Annotated in this window: 26 protein-coding genes; 10 read left to right on the forward strand and 16 right to left on the reverse strand. The window is 67.7% G+C overall.

Annotated features, from left to right (window positions below; genetic code table 11):
* Positions 1 to 7 precede the first annotated feature (7 nt).
* On the forward strand, positions 8 to 1,255 hold the full coding sequence (locus tag C6A86_RS22710) for an aminodeoxychorismate synthase component I (RefSeq protein WP_105362311.1): 1,248 nt from the start codon (positions 8 to 10) through the stop codon (positions 1,253 to 1,255).
* Here the strand turns inward: C6A86_RS22710 and C6A86_RS22715 are convergent.
* Both C6A86_RS22715 and rsmI read right to left on the reverse strand, forming a co-directional pair.
* A complete protein-coding gene (locus C6A86_RS22715; protein WP_233212914.1) occupies positions 1,195 to 1,572 on the reverse strand; it encodes a hypothetical protein in 378 nt (125 codons plus the stop codon). The two genes, C6A86_RS22710 and C6A86_RS22715, sit on opposite strands and share 61 nt — an antisense overlap.
* 11 nt (positions 1,573 to 1,583) lie before the next feature.
* On the reverse strand, positions 1,584 to 2,420 hold the full coding sequence (gene rsmI / locus C6A86_RS22720; protein WP_105363654.1) for a 16S rRNA (cytidine(1402)-2'-O)-methyltransferase: 837 nt from the start codon (positions 2,418 to 2,420) through the stop codon (positions 1,584 to 1,586).
* 24 nt (positions 2,421 to 2,444) lie between these two features.
* On the opposite strand from rsmI, the gene C6A86_RS22725 reads away from it, so the two are divergent.
* From C6A86_RS22725 to C6A86_RS22735, 3 genes are read left to right on the forward strand one after another with little or no spacing between them, the layout of a single operon-like run.
* Positions 2,445 to 3,983, forward strand: a complete 1,539-nt coding sequence (locus C6A86_RS22725) for a dolichyl-phosphate-mannose--protein mannosyltransferase (protein WP_105363653.1) — start codon at positions 2,445 to 2,447, stop codon at positions 3,981 to 3,983.
* A gap of 31 nt (positions 3,984 to 4,014) precedes the next feature.
* The gene (soxR, locus tag C6A86_RS22730) at positions 4,015 to 4,458 is read left to right on the forward strand and encodes a redox-sensitive transcriptional activator SoxR (protein WP_105363652.1); all 444 of its coding nucleotides are present in this window, start codon (positions 4,015 to 4,017) and stop codon (positions 4,456 to 4,458) included.
* A gap of 30 nt (positions 4,459 to 4,488) precedes the next feature.
* Positions 4,489 to 5,097 (forward strand): alpha-ketoglutarate-dependent dioxygenase AlkB, encoded by a 609-nt coding sequence (locus C6A86_RS22735; RefSeq protein ID WP_105363656.1) that lies wholly within the window; start codon positions 4,489 to 4,491, stop codon positions 5,095 to 5,097.
* Here C6A86_RS22735 and C6A86_RS22740 read toward each other — a convergent pair.
* The gene (locus C6A86_RS22740) at positions 5,094 to 5,750 is read right to left on the reverse strand and encodes a DUF5642 family protein (protein ID WP_105363651.1); all 657 of its coding nucleotides are present in this window, start codon (positions 5,748 to 5,750) and stop codon (positions 5,094 to 5,096) included. The two genes, C6A86_RS22735 and C6A86_RS22740, sit on opposite strands and share 4 nt — an antisense overlap.
* 10 nt (positions 5,751 to 5,760) lie before the next feature.
* Positions 5,761 to 6,420: a DUF5642 family protein gene (locus C6A86_RS22745; protein ID WP_105363650.1), complete on the reverse strand. Its 660-nt coding sequence runs from the start codon at positions 6,418 to 6,420 to the stop codon at positions 5,761 to 5,763.
* A gap of 131 nt (positions 6,421 to 6,551) precedes the next feature.
* Between C6A86_RS22745 and C6A86_RS22750 the strand changes: the two genes are divergently transcribed.
* Positions 6,552 to 7,268, forward strand: coding sequence for an LpqN/LpqT family lipoprotein (locus C6A86_RS22750; RefSeq protein ID WP_105363649.1), 717 nt, complete (start codon positions 6,552 to 6,554; stop codon positions 7,266 to 7,268).
* Between the two features lie 47 nt (positions 7,269 to 7,315).
* Here the strand turns inward: C6A86_RS22750 and C6A86_RS22755 are convergent, their stop codons facing one another.
* The 3 genes from C6A86_RS22755 to C6A86_RS22765 form a co-directional block, all read right to left on the reverse strand.
* Positions 7,316 to 8,299 (reverse strand): cation transporter, encoded by a 984-nt coding sequence (locus C6A86_RS22755; protein WP_105363648.1) that lies wholly within the window; start codon positions 8,297 to 8,299, stop codon positions 7,316 to 7,318.
* Positions 8,300 to 8,433: 134 nt separating this feature from the next.
* On the reverse strand, positions 8,434 to 9,258 hold the full coding sequence (locus C6A86_RS22760; protein ID WP_105363647.1) for a shikimate 5-dehydrogenase: 825 nt from the start codon (positions 9,256 to 9,258) through the stop codon (positions 8,434 to 8,436).
* The gene (locus C6A86_RS22765) at positions 9,258 to 10,256 is read right to left on the reverse strand and encodes a GNAT family N-acetyltransferase (RefSeq protein WP_105363646.1); all 999 of its coding nucleotides are present in this window, start codon (positions 10,254 to 10,256) and stop codon (positions 9,258 to 9,260) included. Before C6A86_RS22765 ends, C6A86_RS22760 begins: the two co-directional genes overlap by 1 nt.
* Positions 10,257 to 10,387: 131 nt before the next feature.
* Between C6A86_RS22765 and C6A86_RS22770 the strand changes: the two genes are divergently transcribed.
* From C6A86_RS22770 to C6A86_RS22780, 3 genes are all read left to right on the forward strand, one after another.
* Positions 10,388 to 11,035 carry a TetR/AcrR family transcriptional regulator gene (locus tag C6A86_RS22770; protein ID WP_105363645.1) on the forward strand — a complete coding sequence of 216 codons (648 nt, stop codon included), beginning with the start codon at positions 10,388 to 10,390 and terminating at the stop codon, positions 11,033 to 11,035.
* Between the two features lie 122 nt (positions 11,036 to 11,157).
* Entirely contained in the window at positions 11,158 to 11,742 is a 585-nt protein-coding gene (locus C6A86_RS22775) for a carboxymuconolactone decarboxylase family protein (protein WP_105363644.1), read from the forward strand.
* A gap of 135 nt (positions 11,743 to 11,877) precedes the next feature.
* On the forward strand, positions 11,878 to 12,093 hold the full coding sequence (locus tag C6A86_RS22780; protein WP_142406992.1) for a hypothetical protein: 216 nt from the start codon (positions 11,878 to 11,880) through the stop codon (positions 12,091 to 12,093).
* Here C6A86_RS22780 and C6A86_RS22785 read toward each other — a convergent pair.
* Genes C6A86_RS22785 through C6A86_RS22795 form a run of 3 tightly spaced genes read right to left on the reverse strand, consistent with a single transcriptional unit; the run spans position 12,090 to position 14,132 of the window.
* Complete coding sequence (locus C6A86_RS22785; protein ID WP_105363643.1) at positions 12,090 to 12,872, reverse strand: DUF4239 domain-containing protein; 783 nt, start codon at positions 12,870 to 12,872, stop codon at positions 12,090 to 12,092. The two genes, C6A86_RS22780 and C6A86_RS22785, sit on opposite strands and share 4 nt — an antisense overlap.
* A 16-nt stretch (positions 12,873 to 12,888) precedes the next feature.
* Positions 12,889 to 13,266 (reverse strand): YidH family protein, encoded by a 378-nt coding sequence (locus tag C6A86_RS22790; RefSeq protein WP_158263269.1) that lies wholly within the window; start codon positions 13,264 to 13,266, stop codon positions 12,889 to 12,891.
* 29 nt (positions 13,267 to 13,295) lie between these two features.
* A complete protein-coding gene (locus C6A86_RS22795; RefSeq protein WP_199196212.1) occupies positions 13,296 to 14,132 on the reverse strand; it encodes a helix-turn-helix transcriptional regulator in 837 nt (278 codons plus the stop codon).
* Positions 14,133 to 14,219: 87 nt separating this feature from the next.
* Here C6A86_RS22795 and C6A86_RS22800 point away from each other — a divergent pair, with 87 nt between their 5' ends.
* On the forward strand, positions 14,220 to 15,152 hold the full coding sequence (locus C6A86_RS22800) for an SDR family oxidoreductase (protein WP_105363655.1): 933 nt from the start codon (positions 14,220 to 14,222) through the stop codon (positions 15,150 to 15,152).
* Between the two features lie 7 nt (positions 15,153 to 15,159).
* Here the strand turns inward: C6A86_RS22800 and C6A86_RS22805 are convergent, their stop codons facing one another.
* The 6 genes from C6A86_RS22805 to C6A86_RS22830 all read right to left on the reverse strand — a co-directional run bounded on the left by C6A86_RS22805 (position 15,160) and on the right by C6A86_RS22830 (position 21,615).
* A complete protein-coding gene (locus C6A86_RS22805) occupies positions 15,160 to 16,599 on the reverse strand; it encodes a carboxylesterase/lipase family protein (RefSeq protein ID WP_105363640.1) in 1,440 nt (479 codons plus the stop codon).
* The gene (locus C6A86_RS22810) at positions 16,596 to 17,048 is read right to left on the reverse strand and encodes a VOC family protein (protein WP_311100876.1); all 453 of its coding nucleotides are present in this window, start codon (positions 17,046 to 17,048) and stop codon (positions 16,596 to 16,598) included. The genes C6A86_RS22805 and C6A86_RS22810 overlap by 4 nt, the downstream gene beginning before the upstream one ends.
* A gap of 56 nt (positions 17,049 to 17,104) precedes the next feature.
* Positions 17,105 to 18,349 carry a DUF1214 domain-containing protein gene (locus C6A86_RS22815; protein ID WP_105363638.1) on the reverse strand — a complete coding sequence of 415 codons (1,245 nt, stop codon included), beginning with the start codon at positions 18,347 to 18,349 and terminating at the stop codon, positions 17,105 to 17,107.
* Positions 18,349 to 19,500: a sulfotransferase gene (locus C6A86_RS22820; protein WP_105363637.1), complete on the reverse strand. Its 1,152-nt coding sequence runs from the start codon at positions 19,498 to 19,500 to the stop codon at positions 18,349 to 18,351. The genes C6A86_RS22815 and C6A86_RS22820 overlap by 1 nt, the downstream gene beginning before the upstream one ends.
* Entirely contained in the window at positions 19,497 to 20,621 is a 1,125-nt protein-coding gene (locus C6A86_RS22825) for an LLM class flavin-dependent oxidoreductase (protein WP_105363636.1), read from the reverse strand. Before C6A86_RS22825 ends, C6A86_RS22820 begins: the two co-directional genes overlap by 4 nt.
* 370 nt (positions 20,622 to 20,991) lie before the next feature.
* Positions 20,992 to 21,615: a TetR/AcrR family transcriptional regulator gene (locus C6A86_RS22830; protein ID WP_105363635.1), complete on the reverse strand. Its 624-nt coding sequence runs from the start codon at positions 21,613 to 21,615 to the stop codon at positions 20,992 to 20,994.
* 284 nt (positions 21,616 to 21,899) lie between these two features.
* Between C6A86_RS22830 and C6A86_RS22835 the strand changes: the two genes are divergently transcribed.
* Positions 21,900 to 23,018, forward strand: coding sequence for a spirocyclase AveC family protein (locus tag C6A86_RS22835; RefSeq protein WP_158263268.1), 1,119 nt, complete (start codon positions 21,900 to 21,902; stop codon positions 23,016 to 23,018).
* The last annotated feature ends 15 nt before the right edge of the window (positions 23,019 to 23,033 follow it).

A 23,033-nucleotide genomic window follows, 5' to 3' on the forward strand; every position in this document is an offset into this window, starting at 1 on the left:
TGGGTCGGTGCGCATCGACCGACTCGGCCACCTGGGCAACGCGCCCGGCGTACTGCGCTGGGTCGCCGACGCCGCGGCGCGCCTGGGCCTGTCACCGCCGGCCGCGCTCATCGGGGACTGGTTCGGGTCCAAGGCCGTCATCGCACCATCCCTGGATGCGGTGCCCGCCACCGAGGTGTTCGCGGTCAGCCCGGGGGCTTCGCAGGCCGTCGGCGGGGGGTGGTTCGGGTACCTGTCCTACCCCGACGGGCCTGCGGCGCCGCGCATCCCCGTGGCCGCCGGCGGCTGGTCCGACTCGGTGCTGCGCCAAGATACCGACGACTGCTGGTGGTACGAAAGCCTCACCGGGGCAGCATGTCCCGAATGGCTGTCCGGGGTCACCGAAGCGGCACCGCGGCCGTACTCGATGGACTGGACCGCGCCCGACCGCAATCGGCATCTGACCGCAGTGGCGGCCTGCCTGGAGGCGATCGCGGCCGGCGAGGTGTATCAGGCGTGTGTCTGCACCCAGTTCCATGGCCGGATCACCGGTGACCCGCTGGATTTCTTCGTCGACGCCGTCGCTCGCACCGCCCCGGCGCGGGCCGCCTACGTCGCCGGCAGCTGGGGTGCGGTGGCGTCATTGTCCCCGGAGCTGTTCCTGCGCCGCCGCGCTGAATCCGTCATCTCCAGCCCGATCAAAGGCACACTGCCCCTGCACAAGTCGCCTGCGCTGCTGCGCACGTCGGTCAAGGATGTCGCCGAGAACATCATGATCGTCGACCTGGTGCGCAACGATCTGAGTCGGCTGGCCATCACCGGATCGGTGACGGTTCCCGAACTGCTGCGGGTGCGGCCGGCACCGGGCGTGTGGCATCTGGTGTCCACGGTCGCGGCTCGGATCCCGGTCGACATGCCGATGTCCGAGGTGCTGGAGGCCACCTTCCCGCCGGCTTCGGTGACGGGCACCCCGAAGGGCCGGGCCCGCGAACTGCTCCTGGACTGGGAGCTCGAGAGGCGCGGGATCTACTGCGGCACCGTCGGTTTGGCTTCGCCCAGTGCTGGCACCGAATTGAACGTGGCCATCCGGACGGTGGAGTTCGACGCTCACGGTGCCGCGGTACTCGGTGTCGGCGGCGGGATCACCGCGGACTCTGACCCGGCCGCCGAATGGGAGGAATGCCTGCACAAGGCGGCGCCCACCGTCGGGCTCGGTCAGCTCGGCGTCAGCGAATCGAGCGCGGTGACCCATGCACCGATACCGGAGAACACGTAGAAACCGATCTCCCCCGCGGCGGTCCCGACGATCAGGTGTTGCTGGCCGCCCACCACCGACCCCTTGAAGACACCCGCGTCACGCACACCGGTGATGGCATCGACGGGAACCTCGATGGTCTTGCCGGTGAGGGTCCGGAACACCAGCCGCCGCCGGGTCAGCGCGATCACCCCGGCGTTCTTGACTTTCGGATAGCCGGGCGCCGTCGCGCCGCGGTAGGAACCCTTCTCCGGCCCGAGGACCACGCCCTCACCCGCGAGTTCGGCCGTCACATGCTCGGCGGCGGCTGCACTGCGCCGGCGCAGCCAACCGAACATCGCGGTCTCCTCTACTCCCGTGACTTCAAGATCACATCGTAGAGCTCCCGCTTGGATGTCGCACCCGGATTCGCCGCGACCACCTGCGCGCACGCGTCCTTGACCCGGACTCCGTCCTCGATGAGCGCAGCCACCTCGTCGACCAGGGTCTGCAGGTCGGTCTGCGGGACGGCCCCGGCCAGCACCACGGTGATCTCCCCGAGGACCCCGTCTGCGGCCCAATCCGCAAGCTCGCCGAGGGTGCCGCGTTTGACCTCCTCGTGCGTCTTGGTCAGCTCCCGGCACACCACGGCCCGCCGGTCCGGGCCGAGCACGTCGACGGCGTCGCGCAGCGTGTCGGCCAGCCGGCGCGGCGACTCGAAGAACACACAGGTGCGCCGCTCGCCGGCGAGCTCCCCGAGCCAGGTCCGGCGCGCGCCCTGCTTGCGCGGCGCGAACCCCTCGAAGCAGAACCGGTCGGCGGCCAGCCCGGACACCGCCAACGCCGTCGTGACCGCCGACGGGCCGGGCAGGCAGCTCACCGTCAGGCCCGCCGCCACACACGCCGTCACCAACCGGTAGCCCGGATCGTTGATCAGCGGCATGCCCGCGTCACTGATCAACAGCACGGTGGCGCCCGCGGCGATCTGCTCGAGCAGCATCGGCACCCGGGTGGCCTCGTTCTGGTCGAACAGGCTCAGGATCCGTCCGGCCGGCGTCACCTCAAGCGCGGCGGCCAACGTGCGGGCCCGCCGGGTGTCCTCGGCGGCGATCACGTCGGCGGACGCCAGCGCCTCGACAAGGCGGGCCGAGGCGTCGTCGGGCCGGCCCAACGGGGTGGCACCCAGGAGCAGTCGGCCGTGTTCCACCGCTAAAGCCTACGATCGTCGGTGATGACCGCTCCCGACACCGTGCTTCCGGAGCGCGCCGCACCCGTGATCAGCCCGGGCCCGCTTGTGCCGGTGCCGGACTTCGGGCCCGTCGACCGGCTGCAGGGCTGGGTGATGACGGCCATCATCGGGGCGCTGGCCGCGCTGACCCGGTTCCTGAACCTCGGGTCGCCGACCGACGCGGGCACCCCGATCTTCGACGAGAAGCATTACGCGCCGCAGGCCTGGCAGATGCTGGGCAACGGCGGCCTGGAGGACAACCCCGGCTATGGGCTGGTGGTGCATCCGCCGTTGTCCAAGGCGCTGATGGCCTTCGGCGAGTGGATCTTCGGCTACAACGGGCTGGGCTGGCGGTTCTCCGGCGCGGTGTGCGGCGTCATCATCGTGATCCTGGTGGCGCGGATCGTGCGGCGGATCAGCCGCTCGACACTGGTCGGTGCGCTCGCCGGGCTGTTGATCATCGCCGACGGTGTCAGCTTCGTCTCGGCGCGCACCGCGCTGCTGGACGTCTACCTGGTGGTGTTCGTGGTGGCGGCCTTCGGCGCGCTGATCGTGGATCGCGACCAGGTGCGTCTGCGGATGCACGTCGCCCTGATGGAGGGCCGGATCGGCGACACCCCGTGGGGCCCGCGGCTCGGGGTGCGCTGGTGGCGGTTCGGCGCCGGCGTGCTGCTGGGCCTGGCGTGCGCCACCAAATGGTCCGGGCTGTACTTCATCGCGTTCTTCGGCGTGATGACGCTGGCCTTCGACGTCGCGGCGCGCCGCCAGTACCGGGCGCCCCGACCGTGGCTGGGCACGCTGCGCCGCGACACCGTGCCCGCGGTGTACGCGCTGGGCGCGATCCCGCTGTTGGTGTACCTGGCGTCGTATGCGCGCTGGTTCGCCTCCGAGACCGGGGTGTACCGACATGAGGTGGGCCGCACCATCGGCGAAGGCGGTCTGCTACCCGACGCGATCCGCTCGCTCTGGTACTACACGTCCTCGGTCTACAAGTTCCACTCCGGGCTGACCAACGCCGCGGGCAATCACCATCCGTGGGAATCCAAGCCGTGGACGTGGCCGATGTCGCTACGGCCGGTGCTCTACGCCATCGATCAGCAGAACGTGCCGGGCTGTGGTGCGGAATCCTGCGTCAAGGCGGTGATGCTGGTCGGCACCCCGACCATGTGGTTCATCGCGGTGCCGGTGTTGATGTTCGCGGTGTGGCGGACCTTCGTGCGCCGCGACTGGCGTTATGCCGCAGTGTTGGTGGGATATTCGGCCGGCTTCCTGCCCTGGTTCCTCGACATCGACCGGCAGATGTACTTCTTCTATGCCACGACGATGGCGCCGTTCCTGGCGATGCTGATAGCGCTGATACTCGGCGAGATCCTGTATCAGCCCCGGCAGAACGCCGAGCGCAGAACGCTGGGCCTGATCGCCGTGAGTTGCTATGTGGCGCTGGTGATCACCAACTTCGCCTGGCTCTACCCGATTCTCACCGGGCTGCCGATATCGCAGACCACCTGGCATATGCAGATCTGGCTGCCGTCCTGGCGGTAGCAGAAACCGGCATCGCGAGCCGAGCTCAACTATGGTTGAGGTCGTGGAAGTCCACGAACTGACGCCCGGTGAGATGTCCCTGCGCAGCGGAGTGGCGGTCTCCGCACTGCACTTCTACGAACGCGAGGGCCTGATCAGCTGCCGGCGCACCTCGGGCAATCAGCGCCGCTACCCCCGCGAGACGCTGCGCCGGGTCGCGTTCATCCGGATGTCGCAGCGACTCGGCATCCCGCTGGCCCGCATCCGCGAGGCGCTGGCCACCCTGCCCGATGACCGGATTCCGACGAGCAAGGACTGGGCCCGGCTCTCGGCGGGCTGGCGACAGGACCTGGAAGACCGGATCGTGCATCTGGAGCGGCTGCGCGACAACCTGACCGGGTGCATCGGCTGCGGGTGCATGAGCCTGAAGGCGTGTCAGCTGGTCAACCCCGAAGACGTGCTGGCCGATCACGGACCCGGCGCGGTCAACCTCTGACATCGAACGCATGTGCGATACGCTGGGGTGGTGTCTCTGGCCGTTCAAGGGTCGCTCTTCGACCACGACGAACGTCGAAACCTGGGCGCCGGTGCCTGGATCGACGTGCGCGCCGGCTGGCTGAACGGCTGGCTGGACGGTGACGGCTCCCTGTTCGACGAACTGATGGAGGCCATTCCGTGGCGTGCCGAGCGCCGTCAGATGTACGAGCGGGTGCTCGATGTGCCCCGTCTGGTCAGCTTCCACGATCTCACCGACGGTCCCGCCCCGCACCCGGCCATCGCGCGGTTGCGCAGGCGACTCAACGACATCTACGCGGGCGAACTCGGCGAACCGTTCACCAGTGCCGGACTGTGCCTGTACCGCGACGGCACCGACAGCGTCGCGTGGCATGGCGACACCGTGGGGCGCAGCAGCACCGAGGACACCATGGTGGCGATCGTGAGCCTGGGAGCGCGAAGGACCTTCGCGATGCGTCCGCGCTCCGGGGGCCGCTCGTTGCGGCTACCGCAGGGTCACGGGGATCTGCTGGTGATGGGCGGGTCCTGCCAGCGGACCTGGGAGCACGCGGTCCCGAAGACGGCACGCCCGACGGGCCCGCGGATCAGCATCCAGTTCCGGCCCCGGGATGTGCGTTAGCCGCGCACCGCAGCCACCGCGGCCGTGAGCAGGTCCCTGGCCTTCTGGGTGTCCACCGGAGCGACGGGGGTGTTCGGCACCACCAGCGGATTGGCCGTGACGATCACCAGGTATGAGTCGAAACTTGCGACGTAGTTGAACAACTCACCGCTGTGCGGCTTCCCGTCCACCACCGTCTGCACCACGCGATGGGTACCCACGACGCGCGCACCCTCGATCTGCGGGGTTTCGACGACCTCGACCAGGCCACGCACGCCCGGCCCGCCGTAGCCCACCTTCTGGCAGTCCGGGCCGGGCTCGTTGAACGGCACCGGCTCCGAGGTCTCCACGGCGATGGCGATGAAGCGGTTGCCCTTGCCCTCGGCGGTGGTGGCGGCCATGTTGCCCTGGGCGCCCTCCGGAATGGCAAGGCCTGCGGCAAATTTCGCGCAGGCCTGCGGCTCCACCCGGACACCGGGCGGCACCGCCGCGGGGGCGAGCAACTTGGGGTCGATACCGGTGGGCCCGGTCGTGGTCACCTGGAACTGCGAGTCGAACGTCGACTTCACCTCGAAGACCCCAGCGATGCCGGCGCCCTGTTCGGGTTCGGCTGCCGTGCAGGCGGTGAGCGCGGCCGCGCAGGCGGTGAGGGCGAGCGCCCGTGGCGAGAACATCGCCGCCAATCTACCGCCCTGCGCCGCGGACGGCGCTGACCGTCTGCGTCAGCAATTGCGCGGCGACATCGGGTCCGAGCACCGGCAGGGCCGAACCGGGGTCGGTCACCACCGTCACGGATGCGACGTAACCCGAGTCCAGGTAGGCGCTGACGGTATCGGCGTGCGAGCGCGTCTCGGTGCCCCCTTCGACGACGGTGGTGGCCACCGTGCTCATGGCGACCGTCGGCGTGTCGGCGATGACGGGCGGTTCGAGCGCATTCACCGCCGCGGTCGTGCGCCCACCGGTCAGCGTCCAGGCCGCGCAGCCGTCCGGCGGTGCACCGGTGGCCCCCGGACCCGCGACGAGGGCGTAGACGATTCCGCCCGGCCCCGACGCCGACCAGCCCCGAACCGGAGCTCCGGCACCCGGATCGGCCAGCACCCCACACGGCGCGGGATCGGCCGTCCAATTCGGTTTCAGCCCCCAGAACGACGCCGGCGCAGCATGATCCGCGAGATTCCCCACCTCATAGCCGGGTGGCAGCTCGCTGCGTACCCGCGCGACCGCGGCCGGGTTCACCGTGCCGGAAGCCTGGCCGGCCGATGACGGCGCGGACGTGGGTGGCGGGGACGCTTCGCATCCGGTGACGGCGAGCACGGCCCCCAGACAGATCGCGTAGCCACGCATGAAGCTGTCGTATCACACCGGCACATCCAGACGGCCGTTCTCCGATATTGACGCGCTCGCCCGCGCGCCGTCACTCCGCCGGGTAACGTCCCGCACGAGATCGCCTACGGGTGCCCACGACAGGAGACACAATGAACAAGCAGACGACCGCCCGGGGTGTGGCCGCGGCGGCCGCAGCGCTCAGCCTGGCCCTGGCCGGCTGCGGGTCAGACACCAAGACCGAATCCGCAAGCAGCGCCGAGGAGAGCACCAGCGCCACCTCTTCCGAAGCTGCCGAGACCAGCACCAGCGCCGCGGAATCCAGCGCCGCCACCGCGCCCGCCGGTGAGAACTACACGATCGCCGAGTACATCCAGGACAACCAGATCACCGAGGCTCAGGTGCGGCGCGGCGACGAAGGCGCACCCACCGTGAACCTCCCGGCCCCGCCGGGATGGGTCGATGCCGGACCTGCCACCCCCGAGTGGGCATACAGCCAGATCGTCTTCACCGACCCGTCGATGCCGCCACCGCCGCCCACCATCACCGCGATCATGTCCAAGCTGACCGGCGACGTCGACAGCGCCAAGGTCCTCGAGTTCGCCGCGGGTGAGCTCAGGAACCTGCCCCAGTTCGACGGTCCCGCCGAGGGCCAGCCCGACAAGCTCGGCGGCTTCGACGCCGTCCAGGTCGGCGGCACCTACGTCAAGGACGGTAAGAACCTGCTCGTCGCCCAGAAGACGACGGTCATCCCCGCCGATGATGGCGTGTTCGTGTTGCAGATCAACGCCGAAGGCACCGAGGAGCAGATGGGCCCGCTGATGGATGCCACGTCGGCCATCGACGAGGAAACGACCATCACGCCCTGAGATCGGCCCGCCCGGGCTGTCGTCGGTGATGACCGTAGGCGGACCGTTCACAGGCAAGGTGTCGCGTGTATGGGCAGATCGCTGAACACCAGCGTGAGTCGCAGAGGTCCTATCCGATCGCGGAGTTCGGCGTAGGTGTGCGCCCGCAGGGTGTCCTGTTCCGCGACGGACATCGTGCCGGTGTAGGAGACCCGCAGATCGATCTCGGATGTCTTGCCTCGACTGATCGCCAATGCGTCGACCAGGACGAGCCGGTGGTCCAGTTCGTCGGCGTGCTCGGCATTCACGGCGGCGATCGCGTTCTGGACGGCGGCGTCGAGGGCCGGGTCGGCGCGCTGCCCGGACAGCCGTGCGAACTCCAGGCGGATCTGGCGGATGGGTTCACCGACGAGCAGCAGACAAAGCACGATCACGATGATGCTGTCAGCGATGTCCTTGATATCGAAGTCCGGCGAGGTGATGACGGTGCCGTCCGGGATCACCGACACCAGAACCAGCGACGCGCAGATCCCGCCGCTGATGATGGCTTCCATTTTTGCCGCGGTGGCTTCGACCCGCAGGAGCGCCGACGCCCCACCGACCGAACGGTTGTTGCGCTCGTGATTCCACTTGAGAGCCAGGCAGACCAGCACGCATACCGCGGTGTACACCGCAGCCAACCCGAACTCCGGTTCGCTGCCCTCTCCGGTGATGAGATAGTCCACCACCTTGATCCCATTGATCACCAGACCGACGAGCACCACTCCGAGGATCATCAGCGAACGAAACAGGGCGTAGAGGTTCTCCAATGCCAGACGGCCGTATGGGTTGTCCGCGTCGGCGGGCTGCGACGCAGTCACCGCCAGGCGGGCCGCGATAAAGGCAGCTGCCGCATTGATCAGCGATATCACGCCATCGAGCTGAGTGGCCGACACCCGCGTGATCGCGTAGACGGCGAAGCCGAGTACCGCCAGGCCGAGCATCGTGAACATGTACGTCCGTAGGCTGCGACGCTCGGCTGCAAGCACCGTCGACTCCGTCGCCACCGCCATGGGTCCTCCTGTTGCCGAGCATTTCCGGAAGCCGGGCGCCGGGCCAATTGTTGTCGGCGTCAATTTAACCGCCCGGGGCGGGACCCGCGGCACGAACCAGCCGTGTCGGTGGCGCGCACCCGCCGAGTCGCGAGCTAGGCGCGAGAGATGGCCGACGCGGCCGCGACCTGGTGTTCGGTCGGCCGGACGCCGGTGTAACGCTCGAACTGCTCGGCCGCCTGCAGCGCGATGACCTCTGCGCCGGTGATCACCGTGGTGCCCGCCGCGCGCGCGGCGCTGATCAGCGGAGTCTCCGACGGTAGCGCCACCACATCGAAAACGGCAGCGGCGGCGGCGATCACGTCGTCGTCGAAGGCCTGCTGAGTTTCCTCGGGCGCCCCGGCCATACCGATCGGGGTGACGTTCACCAGGATCGGCGCACGCAGCGACCCGACCTCCGGTGCGTACCGATAGCCCACGCGCTCGGCCAGCGCACGCCCGGCCTCGGCGTTACGGGCCACGATGATGCCCCCGCCGAAGCCGGCCCCGGCGAACGCCGCCGCCACGGCGTTGGCCATTCCACCGCTGCCGCGGATGATGACCTCGGCGTCCGGATTCAGCGCGTGCCGGGCGATCAGCCCTTGCACGGCAAGGTAATCGGTGTTCGAGGCGCGTAGATGGCCGTCGTCGTTGACGATCGTGTTGACCGACTCGATGGCCTGTGCCGAGGGCTCGATCTCGTCGACCAGAGCCATCACATCGGATTTGAACGGCATCGACACCGAGCAGCCGCGGATGCCCAGCGCGCGCACCCCGCCGATGGCGGCGGCGATATCGGTGGTGGTGAAGGCCTTGTAGATGAAGTCGAGGCCGAGCTCGTCGTACAGATAGTTGTGAAACCGGGTGCCGATATTGCTTGGGCGGGCGGCCAGCGAGATGCACAGCCGAGTGTCCTTGCTCAGGGGCGGCCTGGCAGCCATCAGCTCACCGATCGCATGGTGCGGCGCGCCATCTCGGCGATCTCCTCATACATCTCCGGCCGCAGGGACAGCGCATTGGCTGCCGGCACGTCCACCTCGGTGATGACCACGTTCAGATCATCGCGCACCCAGTGCGCGCCGGCACGGTCCATGATGGCCCGCATGGCGTAGTTGTCCGTCAGCACCCGCGCGGTGAACCGCGTGACACCGCCGACATGTGCGGCCACCGCGAGCGCCTCCATCAGGAAGGTGCCGATGCCGTGGCCCTGGTAGACGTCGGCCACGATGAACGCCACCTCGGCTGTGCTGACACCGTGCCCCTCCCGCACGAAGCGGGCATCGGCGACCACCGGACCGTCCGGTCCGGCCGTCATCACCCAGACGAAGTGGTCGACGTAGTCGACCTCGAACAGGTACGCCATCAGCGCCGGGGTGGGCACCCGGGTGCTCTGGAACCGGCGGTAGAGCGTCTCGGAGGAGAACTCGATCGGCCCGCTCACGGTGCGCACATTGTCACCGGGCAGCACGGGGCGCAGATGCAGCACCAGGTGGTCCCGCAGCGCGATCTCGATGGGGGTGATGTGGGCCGCCAGCCGCTGCCGGGCGGTCCGCACCAAGCGGGTCATCGCCTCGGGCAGTTCCAGCATCTGAGCGAAGGCATCCTGGTTGCCGACCCAGCCGCTCAGCTCGGTGGTCGCCACCACCGTGGCGTTGCGGGGCTTGTCCCGCAGCAGCGCGATCTCGCCGACGACGACACCGGGCCCCAGCTGCGACACCGTCACCGCGCCCTCCTTGCCGACGTGTGTCACCTCGGCCTGCCCCGACCCGATGAGCAGGAACGTCAGGGCCGTCTCACCCTGGCGCATGAGCACCTGGCCGGGCGCCGCGACCAGCGGTTGTAGCTGCGCGGCCAACGGTCGCAGCGTCGACGCGGGGCAACCGGCGAAGAACTCCAGGGCGGCCAGTTCGTCGGCGCGGACAGCGGTCACTCCGGACACCTCACGAGGCTACGGCGGCGAGGACGGGGTCGGCAACAACCCCGGCGCGGGCATTTGCTATGGAGGCCCGGAAACTCGCAGTTGGGGAAGTTTTCTACGCATGAGTCAGATAACTGTGGCAAACTCCGCGTATGACACAAGCGCTGCGCCGCACTCGCGGGCGTCCACGAGCAGCTAATGGTGCCGAAACCCGTGAACGGATCATCCACGCGGCTCGGCAGGTTTTCAGTGAACTTGGCTACGACGCGTCGACATTCCAGGCGATCGCCGAACGCGCCAACTTGACCCGTCCGGCGATCAATCACTACTTCACCAACAAGAAGGATCTGTACGGGCAGGTGCTGGCAAGCACCAACACCGCGCTGTTCGAGGCCGGTGTCGAAGCGGCGGCCGCCGAGACCACCCTGACCGGCAAGCTGTCGGCCTTCATGACCGGGATGTTGGCCGCCCACCGGGAGTTCGACTCGGCGGCGGCGTTCCTGGTCACCTCGATGCTGGAGGCCTACCGGCACCCCGAGCTCAAGAACGACGCATACGCGCCCCGCGAAGATGTCCGCGCGTTCCTGAGCACCGCTGTCAGCGACGCCGCCGGGAACGGTCAGCTGGCCGCCGACGCCGACGCCGCCGCACTCGTCGAGATGTTGCTGGTGTTGATGTTCGGGATGGGCTTCTATGCCGGGTTCGTCGGCACCGATACCGAGGTCGCCGCGGTTCTCGACAAGTTGCAGCGGTTGTTGGCCAACAATCTGTGGAACCTGCAGGAGCCCGCCGCCCGCTGACGTCGGCCCAACTCGCCCCTTTCCGGCTCGAAGCGTCACATTCGTCATTTCCGAGATCGTCGTGCAATCTTGTGAGAACGCCATTACCGATATGGCTCGCGCGACGAGAGGAACCCTCTGAGATGACCCGTGTCGACCCGCTGGCTCCCAAGGAGTGGCCCCCGCAGATGCGCGAGGCGCTGGCGGCCATGAACCCGCCGGTGCGCCGTCATCCCCCGTTGCCGACCGAGGGACGACCGAAAGGTCTCAACGTGCTGGGCGCATTGGCGTACCACCCGGAGCTGGCCAAGGCCTTCTTCACCTTCAACGGCCATCTGCTGTCGGCGACCTCGCTGACGCCGCGGCAGCGCGAACTACTGATCCTGCGCACCGCGGTGCTGCGACAATCCGAGTACGAATGGGCTCAGCATGTGGTGATCGCCGGCGATGTGGGCATCTCCCGCGACGAGGTCGCCCAGATCGCCTGGGGCCCGGACTCGTCCCTGTGGTCGGAGGCCGACGCCGTGCTGCTGCGCACCGCCGATGAGCTGGTCGCCGACGGCATCATCGGTGATGACAGCTGGGCCACGCTGAACGCACATCTGAACACGCAGCAGATCCTGGACGTCATCTTCACTGTCGGCGCCTACGAGACGCTGGGGTGGATGTTGCGGTCCTTCGGGGTCGAGCTCGACGACGATGTGCGGGCGCACCTGACCGGGACGTGATCGTCGCGGCCACGGCCGACAGTCGGTGTGACCCGGCTCTCATGCCCTGGTCGGGTTCGCCTCCTACTACGGTCGCAGATCAAGATCGCCCCCGGGCACGATGCCTGGTTGCCGCGATCTTCGTAGCGTCGAATCATGACACACGCACAACCCCTCAGGGGATCGCCGGCGGCAGCGATATCATTGCCGCGCATCAATTCTCGGCACTGGGTCGCCCGGATCGCAGCGGCGCTGCGCGCGGCATTCGTCGCCCCTGCGCAGGCAACCCGCACGAGGCGTGGCCACCGGGCCTTCCAGCGGGAGGCCTTCATGGAGGACGCCGCCATGGCCCGGGAGATGTACCGGCTCTAACCGCCCGGCTGTTCCAGCACCGCGACGGCCTCGCGCAGCGGGTCCGGTGAGGTCGCCACGTCACCGATGAACGGGTGCGAGAGCTGCAGCACGAGGAACAGATTGGTGGCCACGAGCACTCCGACAATCGCCACCATCGGATAGTGCATCGACGGCTTCTCGACGCCGTAGATGATCGCGGTGCCCAGCACCAACCCACTGGTCAGAAAGACGACCGCCCACAGTGGCCACGGCGGTCCGTCATCGCCGTGGGCTTGCATGATTCGCACCGTCCGGGCCTGGGCGAGCTTGTCCAGATTGCTGAACGATGTTGCGACAATCGACTTCTGAATGCCATCGGTCGGAACAATCTGACCGTAGGCCTGGTAGACGTCGGCCAGCGCGGCATCGGCCTCGGCCGAACGCCTGCCGGGCCACTCCGCGATGGCCGCCCGTTCGTAGGTCAGCAGGCGCTGCCGGATCCGCTCGGCGTCGGCAGCGTCGAAAACCGCCGCATCGCTTGCCAACTGCACCGCCGCCGCGCCCTCTGCCCGCACGTTGCCGTCCGCCGTGTTGATGTGGCCCCACATGGCCGAGACGACGAATCCGATGAAGAAGGCGTAGACGAACCCGATCACCCCGTAGGCGAACCGGGTGACATCGTTGTGCTCCTCTCCGGCCAATTGCGGGTACCGGCGCCGGACGAATCGCTGCGCCAGCAGCGCACCACCGGCGAACAGCACGATCAGGGCGATGAGGAGCACCCCCGCCGGGATGTGTTCCACTAGCCAACCGCTCATGAAGCTCCTCGATGAGTTACATCCGCAGCGTGATCGCGAGCAGCGCCAGCACTCCGAGTCCGGCAATCATCGCCGCCACGACGGAGGCGATGGAATAGCGCATCGGGCCGAACTCCGCACGCAGCGCGGCCAACTCCTGCCGGTGCTGCACCCAGGCCAGGATCAGCGCCGCGATCCCGATCATGACCATGACGGCGCCGACCACCTGCGGGCTGACGTAGGGGTCGGCCAGGCGCTCACTCTCGGAGAGATACCGGAAGATCTGAAAGATGGTGAACCCGAACGCGATCAGCGAGGTCGCCGTCCGGGTCCAGGCCATCAGGGTGCGTTCCAGGGCCAGCCGGTTACGCTCGGCGGCGAGCCGGGTGTTCGGGTCCAGCGGCCGGTCGGTCATCGACATCAGCATGACACCGTCGCCGCCGCTCACCCGGTCGGCGCGCCGACCACCGACAACAGTTGCAGCTTCTCGTAGCTTTCGCTGCCGGGCGCCGCGGTGAAGACCAGCAACGTGTGCGACTCGTCGGGATCCAGCAGGATTTGGCAGTTGAGTTCCAGCAGTCCGACCTGGGGGTGGTTGTAACGCTTGATTTCTCGAGGCCTGATACCGACCTCGTGTTCATCCCAGACCGCCCGGAACTCCGCACTCTCGGCGGACAGCAGTTCCTTGAGCCGAGCCGCTTTGGATTCCGGACCGCGCAGCGTCAGTATTCCCCGGAGCCCGGAAACGTACATCCGCGAATAGAACTCGTGATCCTCGGGCGGGCACAGGTCGCGCGCCGAGGGATCGGTGAACCAGCGGTAGCCGACGCTGCGGGACGGTCCGGTGTGTCGGCACAGGTCACCGAAGACTGCGACGCCCAGCGGGGTCTGGCGCAGCGCCTCCCCCAGTTCGGTGACGATCTCGGCCGGAGTGTCGGCGAGCCGGTCGAAGATCCGCAACATTCCGGGGCTGATGTGGTCGGTGCCCGAACCCCGCACCGGCGGGTGATGACCCGCCAGCCGGAACAGGTGATCGCGCTCGTCGCGGGACAGATGCAATCCCTGGGCAATCGAGGCGATCATCTGCTCGGAGGGCTGCGGCCCGCGCTCGCGTTCCAGGCGCGCGTAGTAGTCGGTCGACATGTGGCACAGCCCGGCGACCTCTTCGCGGCGCAACCCACTCGTGCGGCGCCGCTGCCCGCGCGGGAGCCCGACGTCCTCCGGCTGCAAGGCACTGCGCCGGCGGACCAGGAATTCCGCCAGTCCGGCTCGATCGATCATGGCTGCCATTGTTCCCCGCCGCGGACTGCCCAGCCACGGATCGTCAGACCGTGGATGCCGCCCTGGGCACCGGGCAGTCTCGAACGCATGACACGCGGACAGTACGACATCGCCATCCCCGACCTGACCGGACAACGTGCGGTGGTGACCGGGGCCAGCGACGGAATAGGGCTCGGTATCGCCGCCAGCCTGGCGCAGGCCGGCGCCGAGGTCGTCATGCCGGTGCGCAACACCGGCAAGGGCGAGGCGGCGGTGGCGACCATCCGCGCCCGGTACCCGCAGGCGAAGCTGTCGCTGGAGGCGCTGGATCTCGCCTCGTTGGCGTCGATTGCCGCGCTCGGCGAGAAATTGCGCACCGGTGGCGCCCCGATCCACCTCCTGATCAACAACGCCGGGGTGATGACGCCGCCCGATCTGCGGCGCACCGTCGACGGGTTCGAGCTGCAGTTCGGCACCAACCACCTGGGCCACTTCGCCCTCACCGGGCACCTGCTGCCGCTGCTGGCGGCCGGACGTGCGCGGGTGACGTCCCAGACGAGCGTCGCCGCGCGCAGTGGCTCCATCAACTGGGACGACCTGAACTGGGAGCACCGCTACGACGGGATGGCCGCCTACCGCCAGTCGAAGATCGCGTGCGGGTTGTTCGGACTGGAACTCGCCCGCCGCAGCGCCGCCGCGGGCTGGGCCATCACCAGCACTATCTCGCATCCCGGTGTCGCCCCGACCAGCCTGCTCGCGGCGCGCCCCGAACTCGGCCGGGCCAAGGACACCACCGGGGTCCGGATGATCCGGTGGCTCTCGAAGCGGGGGCTGTTCGCCGGGACTCCCGAGACCGCCAAGCTCCCGGCGCTCGTGGCGGCGACCTCGACCGAACCGGGGGTGTTCTACGGACCCCAGTGGCCCGGCAACGCAGGCGGGCCGCCCGGTCCCCAGAAGCTCTGGAAGCCGCTGCGCGACAGCGAGAACGCCGACCGCGTCTGGGAGGTGTCGCAGGAACTCACCGGTGTGAGGTTCGGATGAAAGGCACTCATCCGTAGGCGGGATAGCGTCCCTCCCAGATGGCCAGTTGCTCGGCGCGGTGGCTCCGGGCGATTGCGTTTTCCGGGCCGAGCAGCATGGTGGACCCGCCGGCGCCGTCATAACGCTCCCAGGGCTCGGCGCCCCGGACAAACTCCAGCCAGCGGTCCTGAACGGCGTCTGACATCCGGCGTGCCGCCTCGTCGTTGCCGGCCAGCGCCGGCGCGGCGTCCAGGTTGCCGAAGACCAGGGCCAGGCACGAATCGTGGCAGGCGCCCAATCCGGCACGCGGAGAAGACCACTGCAGTTCGTAACGGAACACCGCGTTGCCGCGCTCGGCGTGTGCACGGACGAACTGCTCGGTCGGCGCGGTGAAGTGGTAGTCGGTGACCATTGCCGCGGCAACCCCGCGCAGCGTGGGCTGGACGGCCCGGTATGTCGCCACCACCGCGTCCGCGTCCCGGTCAGCCCCGGCGAGTGCCTGCGCGCGGTCCCGAACATACTGCTCGGTGAAGACATCGTCAGCCAGCGCGGCATCGAAGATCCGCCACTCGTCGCGCGTCGTCCCGGCGAGGATGGGGATGGGCGGCAGATCACGTGTCTGCGCGCGCACCAACGGATGCTCGTCGATGACATCGCCGTCGATGCAGGGGTGAAACGGACCCTGGGGCGGCACGAATCCGGTGTCGATGCCGCGTTGCGCGGCAAGGATCTCCTCGACACCCGGTTCTCCGGCTCGCATGCGGGCACCGGCGGAGTGGATCTGCTCGGCCACGGCCGAGGCAGCCGCCGTGGAACGCACGCGCTCCAAGCCACCGCTCTGCAGGATCGCGCGGTCGAAGAGGTCGCATCCCCCGGCCAGCAGGGCGGAGATCGCGACCGCACCGGAGGACTGCCCCGCCACCGTGATGGCGGCGGGGTCGCCGCCGAAGGCAGCGATCTCCTCGCGGACCCACTGCAGCGCGTGCCGTTGGTCGCGCAGTGTCAGGTTGGTGGAGCCTGCGCCGTGCCGATCGGGCGCGTAGAGCGTTCCCAGCACGCCCAGACGGAAGTTCATCGTCACCACCACGATGTCCCCGCGCCGGGCCAGTCGCGCACCGTCGAGCAGCGGAGCGGATCCGTACCCCTGGGTCTGCCCGCCCCCGTGCAGGAAGACCAGCACGGGCCTGCGATTGTCGTCGACCGCAGGCGTCCAGACGTTGAGCGTGAGACAGTCCTCGCTCATCGTGAGGCCGCGCTTGGCCAGCCGCTCGGGCGAGATGTCCTGCGGGGCAATCGCTCCGAAGTCGGTGGCCGCCCGCACTCCGGTCCAACCCTGCACGGGTTGCGGGGGACGCCAACGCCGCTCGTGCGTCGGCGCGGCCGCGTACGGCACACCGCGGAAGACGACGACGCCGGAACGGGCATCGCCGCGCAGCGCTCCGCACGAGGTGTGCGCGACGGCGGTCACGGGCGATCGGTCAGGGGGTATTCCCGCGCCATCGCACCGTCGAGTATCCGGGTCAGGAAGTCGCGCCCCTTGACGCTCACCACTTCCACACGGAGCCCGCTGCGAGGGTCGCGCAGGAATGCCACGCCGGCGCCCATGCGCTCCAATTCCCAACCGTCGTCCTGCAGCCGCGCGACGTCGTCGCGCCAGCGTTGTGCGTAGTAGCCGACGTGGTGCATGCCGCCACGCTTCGGTTCGGCGAATATCGAGTCGGCGGCAGCGACGACCTCGATCAGCTCCAGGTACGGCGGGCCGGACAGAGAGAACGCGATGCGGACACATGTGTCGTCCGCGGAACCGTCCGGACGGGCGAACCCACTACGCATCTCGAACGGTGGCGCCCACGTGATCTGCAGTGCCGCGGTGAGTGATTGCATCGCGGCCGACAGATCGGGGACGAGGTGGCCCACGTGATAGACGTTGTCGAAAGCCGACGCGGCGAGCGTCTTCGAGTCTCGGGTCCATGTCAGATCCGGTATCTGTCGCGGATGGCGTCGAAGCGTGCGTGCAGTTGCGCGGCCCGCTCCCGCGGCGTGACGCGCCGGGCGCCGGCCGGCAAGACGGTGTCCAGCTCGGCCGAGGTGACGACTCTGGTGCCGACCTCGGGCAGCTGCCGACTCCCGATCACCCGCATCGTGAGATAACCCTCACCGAAGTGTTGGGTGTCGATCCAGTTGTGCACGCCGGGGTCGTTGTGGGACATCACCATTCGCACGTGGCCGTCGGAGTCGGTCACCGTTCGGCTCGGCGTGTAGCTCACCGGGCGGTACAGGTAGTCCATGCTGTTCCAGAACGAGCCCATGTTGGTGAGCATCCAGAACTGTCCGTCGTCGGGGAACTCAACGACCAACGCCTCATCCGGCCCGAGGCGCCACGGCATGGTGACGATGAGCCGCCCGCGCCGGGCATCGCGTTGCTCCGCCGTGCCGGCGAAGCGCGCACCGGGGAATACGTTGGGCTCCGGCTCGCCGAACAGCGAACCGATCTCCAGTTCGCGGTCCGGCCAATCCGTCATGACTCCGGTGAGGAAGTCGCCGGCCCATCGCATGGACGCGATGAGATCCCGCGGAGTCGGCACGGGACGCGGCTCGTCCATGTCGGTGCGCTCGATGCTGAATTGTGCCGAGCGCTCGGTCCAGGAGTCGAAACCCTGCCGCATGAACAGCTTGCGTGATCCCGGTGTGGTCGGCAGCCAATTCGGTTCTCGCCGTGCGCCACCGATGTAGAGGACGAAGCTGCCGTCGGGTTCGGTGACCAGGTCGTCACCGGTGATGTTCGCTTCCGGGGTGTCGCCGAAGGGCTCGTGCAGGTTCGGGTGATCGGCGCCGTAGTACACGTCCTTCTCGGGCCGCGGTCCCTGGACGGTGAAGTTGATGAAACGCGCGGTGCCCCGGTTACCGGCAATCCGGTACGTCGAGGCGCCGTCGATCCACGCCTGCAGATAGACGAAGTCGGCATTGTCGCCCCCGAGCTTGCGGGTCGGTCCGCAGAACGGGTGGATCATCGGATACCGGGTGTCCTTGGTCTCCAAGGCGAGATCGTAGGCTTGCCCGAGGTTCTGCGTCAGGTAGCGGAAAGCGTCGGCGCGCTGCAGGGCATCAGCGGGTGAGGTGTCCTTGAAGGCCAGATCTCCGGCGGCCTTGAGCCGGTCGCAAAACTCGTGCCACGCCGCGCGCAGCGCCTCGTCGTCCGCGCCGTCCCCGAACGCCATCAGCGCCTCGTCTCGATGTCGATGCCGAACCGCTGTCGGTAGGCGGCGAATTCGTGGTGCAGGTCCTGCACGGGAACCGGTAGGACGTCGGTGGAGTAGATGAACTTGCCGTACCGGTCACCGCGGTTGGCCACCAGATAGTCACGCATCGCCTTCTCGGCGTTGGCGGGCAACGGCGCTCCGGCGAAGTCGTAGAAGCCGCCGATCGTGGCGACCGGGTCGGTGACGAAGTCGCGGTAGCGGACGTGGTGGATGCGCGGGTCGTCGACGAGTGGGTCGGTGAGGTAGGCGTGAAAGTTGGCCCGCGAACCCTCGATCGTGTCCTTGGCGTACTGATTCCAGTCCAGCGTCCCGGCAAGGCTTTCGTTGATCTGACCGAAAGCGACGATCTGTGAGGCAAGCACCTGCACGGGGTCGCGATGTACCCAGACGATGCGGGCGTCGGGGTAGGTGTCGAACAGCGCGCGTAGGCGTCGGCCATGAAAACCTTTGAGCACCCACCGCTTCGGCGGACGGGCGTATTGGATGTGCTGCAGCATCATGTGGTGCAGGGCGTACTGTGCGTGATGGTCTTGAGCGAAGTTCTGGATCGCCGACGGAACCCGCCACCAGGCGCTGGGGTTCGTGGCCCGAAAGTCGAAGGCCCACGTGCGTTCACACTCGGGCAGCCCGGCACCGAGCAGATCGTTGTAGGGGTGGCTGACGATCCAGGGTGGGATCCGGTCGAGGATCTCGCGCCAGTCGGCGTCGGCCTGCGCCCGGCGCGGGTCGTCGGCGACAGCCGGGCCGGGCGGCGGGGAGGGATACATCACCTCCCAGAATCGCAGCGCGCGCGAATCCTCGTCCTCGGCCAGCAGGGCGTGCAGCAGCGTCGTCCCCGACCTGGGCTCTCCGGTGGCGAAGAGCGGGGCGGCAATTCGCTCTGCGGCCAGCGGCAGGCGGGCGCGGTCGGCGACGAACTGCAACCGGCTGGTCAGCAATCCGGCGATCGTGGAAGCGGCTGCCCGCGTGCCTGCGTCGCCGAGGCCGGCGCTGTTCAGTCTGTCGACCACCGATGCCACCCGCCCGGGCAGGGTGTCGTCGCCGAAATCGGTGAACCCCGTCGTGTCCCGCGCGTCGGCGATGAGGACGTCCGCGTCCAGATGTGTCATGGTGTGCTTCCTGTGCGCTGGAGCAATGCATCCTCGACCTCACGAACCTTGCGGGGCGACTCGGCGGCGTAGGCCTGCCCGGCCATTCCGCTGTAGTCGAGTACGGACACCACCCGGGCGCCCGCCTCGCCGAAATCGGCGATCTGCCCGGCGACCTCCGTGGGCGTGCCGTGCGGAACGACAGACAGGATCGCGGCCGGGTCGACCTCGTCGAAGAGCCGGAGCAGTCTGTCGCGGGTCAGCACGCGGGGGTCGATGTCCTGGATGCCGCGCCAGCGCTCCCCCATCGGATGGCGGTGCCCGGCGGCGGCCAGTGCGTCGGCCGTCAGTTGCAGCACCAGCGACTTCACCAGCGGGCGTTGCAGGATCGAGTTCAGTTCGTCGGGTTCGCCGATGAGGCAGACCACCATCTTTGCCGGCGTGATCGCCTGGGGGTCGCGTCCGGCCTGTTCGGCCGCCTCCCGGATGCAGGCCAGCTGGGCGGCATAGGTTTCGGGTCCGGCGCTGCCCGTCGGCCACCAGCCGTCGCCGAATTGACCGACCAGTCGCAGCATGCGCGGACCGTTGGCCCCGATCCAGATCGGTGGCGGGCCGGTGCGGTGCGCCTCGGTGTCCAGCCGAGCGTGCTCCAGCGTGAAGTACTCACCGGCGAAGTCGATCGGGCCGTCGGTGTTCCACAGCAGACGGATCAGCCGGAGCGCCTCGCCGAACCGGCTGACCCTGCCTCGGTCGTCGAATCCGTAGGGCGTCAGGTTCTCCCGCTCGCCGGCGCCGAGTCCCAGGATGAACCGGCCTTCCGAGAGGTGGCTCAGGGTCAGTGCCGACTGGGCCAGCATCACCGGGTGGCGGCGGACGGTGTCGAGCACGCTGGTGGCCAGGCGGGTGTGTGTGGTCCGCGCCGCGACGGCCCCGGCAAGCGTGAGCGCGTCCAGGTAGCGGTGCGGCGACGGTGACGCTTGCGCCAGATCGGTGAACTCGGGTGTCCAGATCGAGTCCGGCCAGAAGCTCACAAGATGATCGGGCATCCATATGGAGTGGTAGCGACCGTCATCGAGCGCCGCCAGTCCGCTCAGATCGAGCGGCAGAGTCGTGCGTAGGAACGCCGCCAGCTCGAGGGACATGTAGCGCAAGCTACCCGAGGTTTGCCGCCACGTCCGGGGAATGCTGTGCATTCGCTCAGCACCGCGGCGCGGGCAACCCGCCTCGCACCCCACACAGCAGAAAACTCTGAGGAGCTAAGGGGAATCGAACCCCTGAGCTTCTCGATGCGAAAGAGACAACCTCGGCGTGTGTCGCGGTTGAGCGCGTTGGACATGAAGGGAACTCACTGGTCACCGCGTTGGAACTGTTGACGAGACGTGAACGATGACGAAGCTGCTGCGGACTTGCTGCGGAGCCACCGTCCGACCGGAGAGAGAGAAGGCGCTGGGCGGTACGAGGCGGGGCAAAGTGCGCAAGGGGGCACCCCCCACCCCCTCTGCCTACGCGGCTTTATGTCGGTGACACCGCGTCCGCGCGCAAGCTTCGAAGTTGGCTCGTAACGAACTTCATGAGCAGCCCTTCGCGACCGGGAGCGCCGCTTCGCATGGTTGTCAGAAGCGCATAGAGGCCAAGCAGAAAGAACACCGCACTGTGGAAGGCATCGACATCCGAGAACACCTCACCACGGTTGCGGGCGCGCACGATCTCGGCGGCAAGCAGAACGATTGTGGGGTGGTCGGTCCACTCGTCGTCTTCCGGTCGCGTCGGTGAGAAGTACAGCCCGATCACATCGCGGAATAGTGGACCGCCCCAACGATCTTCGAGGTCAATGACGAGGCGGACGATCTCATTGAACACCGCTTGAAGTGCGTGCGGAGAGTCCAGGAACGTACCGAGTTCTTGCGCGACGCGCGCTTCCTCGCGACGGATCAGTTCGTAGAGGACGTGTTCCTTCGTGGGGAAATGGAAGTAGAAGGTTCCCCGAGACACACCGGCGGCTTTGACGACAGCGTTGATGTCGGCGGCGGCTGTGCCAGCGCGCGTGAACTCGACGACCGCAGCGTCGAGCACTCGTTCGCGCGTTCTGCGCCGCTGAACTTCGTGCTTGTTCGTCGTTGCCTCCACCGTCCACATTGTGCACCAAACGACACCAGTTGCTGACTGATGTCATCAATTACTATCTCTAGTCAACAATTGTTCTTAGCCAGCTGACTTTGATAAGCGGGCGGGGGTCAGTCTCTCAGGACTCACAAATAGCCGTTGAACAGCCAGTACTCGGACTTTTCCAGCCGCGTCGGCCTGACCAGTTACGCTCGTATCGTTGACACTTGTCAGTAATTTAGTTAAGAATGCGGTCGCACGCTGCGCCGTCCACAGCCAGCAGCGACCGGTGTCCGTTCAAGCAGGAAGCGACTCAGATGACCAAGCCGCAAACACGACAGCCGAGCGAACGAACCGGCACCAGCACTGCACGGTTAGTAACGGGGCTTTGGTGGTTGTTCGGCGTCGGGATGCTGGTGCTCATCGGACTGAACGCTCAGGTGGGAGCCAGTGAGACCCGCATCGCCAACCCCAACGTCACCGAGGAAGCACGACAATCTGTCGAAGGGATCACAAGCTGGGCATCGCTGTGCAATGTATGGACCGCTGTGATGATGGTGGTCGGCATAACCGCCTTCATCATCAGTTGGCGTCGACATCCGAAACACCCGTACCTGCTGCTGGTTCTTGCCGGAACGGTTCTCGTGTGGCTCGACCCCTTCGCCAACTGGGTGTCATTCTCGGCGTTCAGCCCTGATCTTTACCACTATCCGGTCGACTGGCCGTGGGTATCCCTGGCGCCCCTTGCCGAGCCGTTCGTCTGCATCGCCTATGCGTCGGTTCTGATCATTCCCACGTTCGTCGCCATTCCGCTGCTGCGAAAGCTGCAACAGGGACGTTCGAATGAGAGCTTCGTGTGGCGGCACCCGCTGATCACGCTCAGCGGGATCACGTTCGTCATCGGCTTCACTTTGGATGCCGTGGTCGAAATCTTCTGCGTCAGCAAGCGGGTGTACGCCTACACGCAGGTGCCCGAGTTCGGTTCGATCTTCGTCGGTCAGTACAACCAGTTCCCCCTGCTGTGGGAGAGCGGACTGGCCACGTCAATGATGATTACCGCATCCATCGCCGTCTACCGGGATGACACCGGAAAGACCTACGCCGAGAAGCTCGCTCAGCGGCTACGCCTTCTCCCGACCCGCCCTGCCCTGGCCTCCTTCGTGATCATGATCAGCGCATTGAGCCTCGCGTACGCCGTGGTGTACGGCGGAGGCTTCATGGTGTTGCGCGCCGGCAAGCTCGCGACCTCGGTAGCCTGCCCCTGGCCGTTCCCCGAGACGAAGGTCTACGACCCGCAGGGTTTCTACGAGATGGCCGGCCACCCCGGACCGTTCTACGAAGGTAAATGGAACACGTGGATGTCCGGACAGCCCGACGGACGCCCCGTGATCGAGGGACCCGTACCGCCCGGTCGCTGCGGACCCGGCCATGACTGATCACCGCCACAACGG

This window comes from Mycobacterium sp. ITM-2016-00316, assembly GCF_002968335.2.
Classification (GTDB): domain Bacteria; phylum Actinomycetota; class Actinomycetes; order Mycobacteriales; family Mycobacteriaceae; genus Mycobacterium.

Excerpts from the sequence above, each read along its gene's own strand:
- C6A86_RS22725 (WP_105363653.1), top strand. The coding sequence starts at position 2,445 with ATGACCGCTCCCGACACCGTGCTTCCGGAGCGCGCCGCACCCGTGATC.
- C6A86_RS22740 (WP_105363651.1), bottom strand. The coding sequence starts at position 5,750 with ATGTTCTCGCCACGGGCGCTCGCCCTCACCGCCTGCGCGGCCGCGCTC.
- C6A86_RS22795 (WP_199196212.1), bottom strand. The coding sequence starts at position 14,132 with ATGATCGATCGAGCCGGACTGGCGGAATTCCTGGTCCGCCGGCGCAGT.
- C6A86_RS22770 (WP_105363645.1), top strand. The coding sequence starts at position 10,388 with ATGACACAAGCGCTGCGCCGCACTCGCGGGCGTCCACGAGCAGCTAAT.
- C6A86_RS22750 (WP_105363649.1), top strand. The coding sequence starts at position 6,552 with ATGAACAAGCAGACGACCGCCCGGGGTGTGGCCGCGGCGGCCGCAGCG.
- C6A86_RS22790 (WP_158263269.1), bottom strand. The coding sequence starts at position 13,266 with ATGACCGACCGGCCGCTGGACCCGAACACCCGGCTCGCCGCCGAGCGT.
- C6A86_RS22820 (WP_105363637.1), bottom strand. The coding sequence starts at position 19,500 with ATGACACATCTGGACGCGGACGTCCTCATCGCCGACGCGCGGGACACG.
- C6A86_RS22830 (WP_105363635.1), bottom strand. The coding sequence starts at position 21,615 with ATGTGGACGGTGGAGGCAACGACGAACAAGCACGAAGTTCAGCGGCGC.
- C6A86_RS22835 (WP_158263268.1), top strand. The coding sequence starts at position 21,900 with ATGACCAAGCCGCAAACACGACAGCCGAGCGAACGAACCGGCACCAGC.
- C6A86_RS22800 (WP_105363655.1), top strand. The coding sequence starts at position 14,220 with ATGACACGCGGACAGTACGACATCGCCATCCCCGACCTGACCGGACAA.
- C6A86_RS22785 (WP_105363643.1), bottom strand. The coding sequence starts at position 12,872 with ATGAGCGGTTGGCTAGTGGAACACATCCCGGCGGGGGTGCTCCTCATC.
- soxR (WP_105363652.1), top strand. The coding sequence starts at position 4,015 with ATGGTTGAGGTCGTGGAAGTCCACGAACTGACGCCCGGTGAGATGTCC.
- C6A86_RS22825 (WP_105363636.1), bottom strand. The coding sequence starts at position 20,621 with ATGTCCCTCGAGCTGGCGGCGTTCCTACGCACGACTCTGCCGCTCGAT.
- C6A86_RS22745 (WP_105363650.1), bottom strand. The coding sequence starts at position 6,420 with ATGCGTGGCTACGCGATCTGTCTGGGGGCCGTGCTCGCCGTCACCGGA.
- C6A86_RS22715 (WP_233212914.1), bottom strand. The coding sequence starts at position 1,572 with ATGTTCGGTTGGCTGCGCCGGCGCAGTGCAGCCGCCGCCGAGCATGTG.
- C6A86_RS22780 (WP_142406992.1), top strand. The coding sequence starts at position 11,878 with ATGACACACGCACAACCCCTCAGGGGATCGCCGGCGGCAGCGATATCA.
- C6A86_RS22815 (WP_105363638.1), bottom strand. The coding sequence starts at position 18,349 with ATGGCGTTCGGGGACGGCGCGGACGACGAGGCGCTGCGCGCGGCGTGG.
- C6A86_RS22755 (WP_105363648.1), bottom strand. The coding sequence starts at position 8,299 with ATGGCGGTGGCGACGGAGTCGACGGTGCTTGCAGCCGAGCGTCGCAGC.
- C6A86_RS22775 (WP_105363644.1), top strand. The coding sequence starts at position 11,158 with ATGACCCGTGTCGACCCGCTGGCTCCCAAGGAGTGGCCCCCGCAGATG.
- C6A86_RS22760 (WP_105363647.1), bottom strand. The coding sequence starts at position 9,258 with ATGGCTGCCAGGCCGCCCCTGAGCAAGGACACTCGGCTGTGCATCTCG.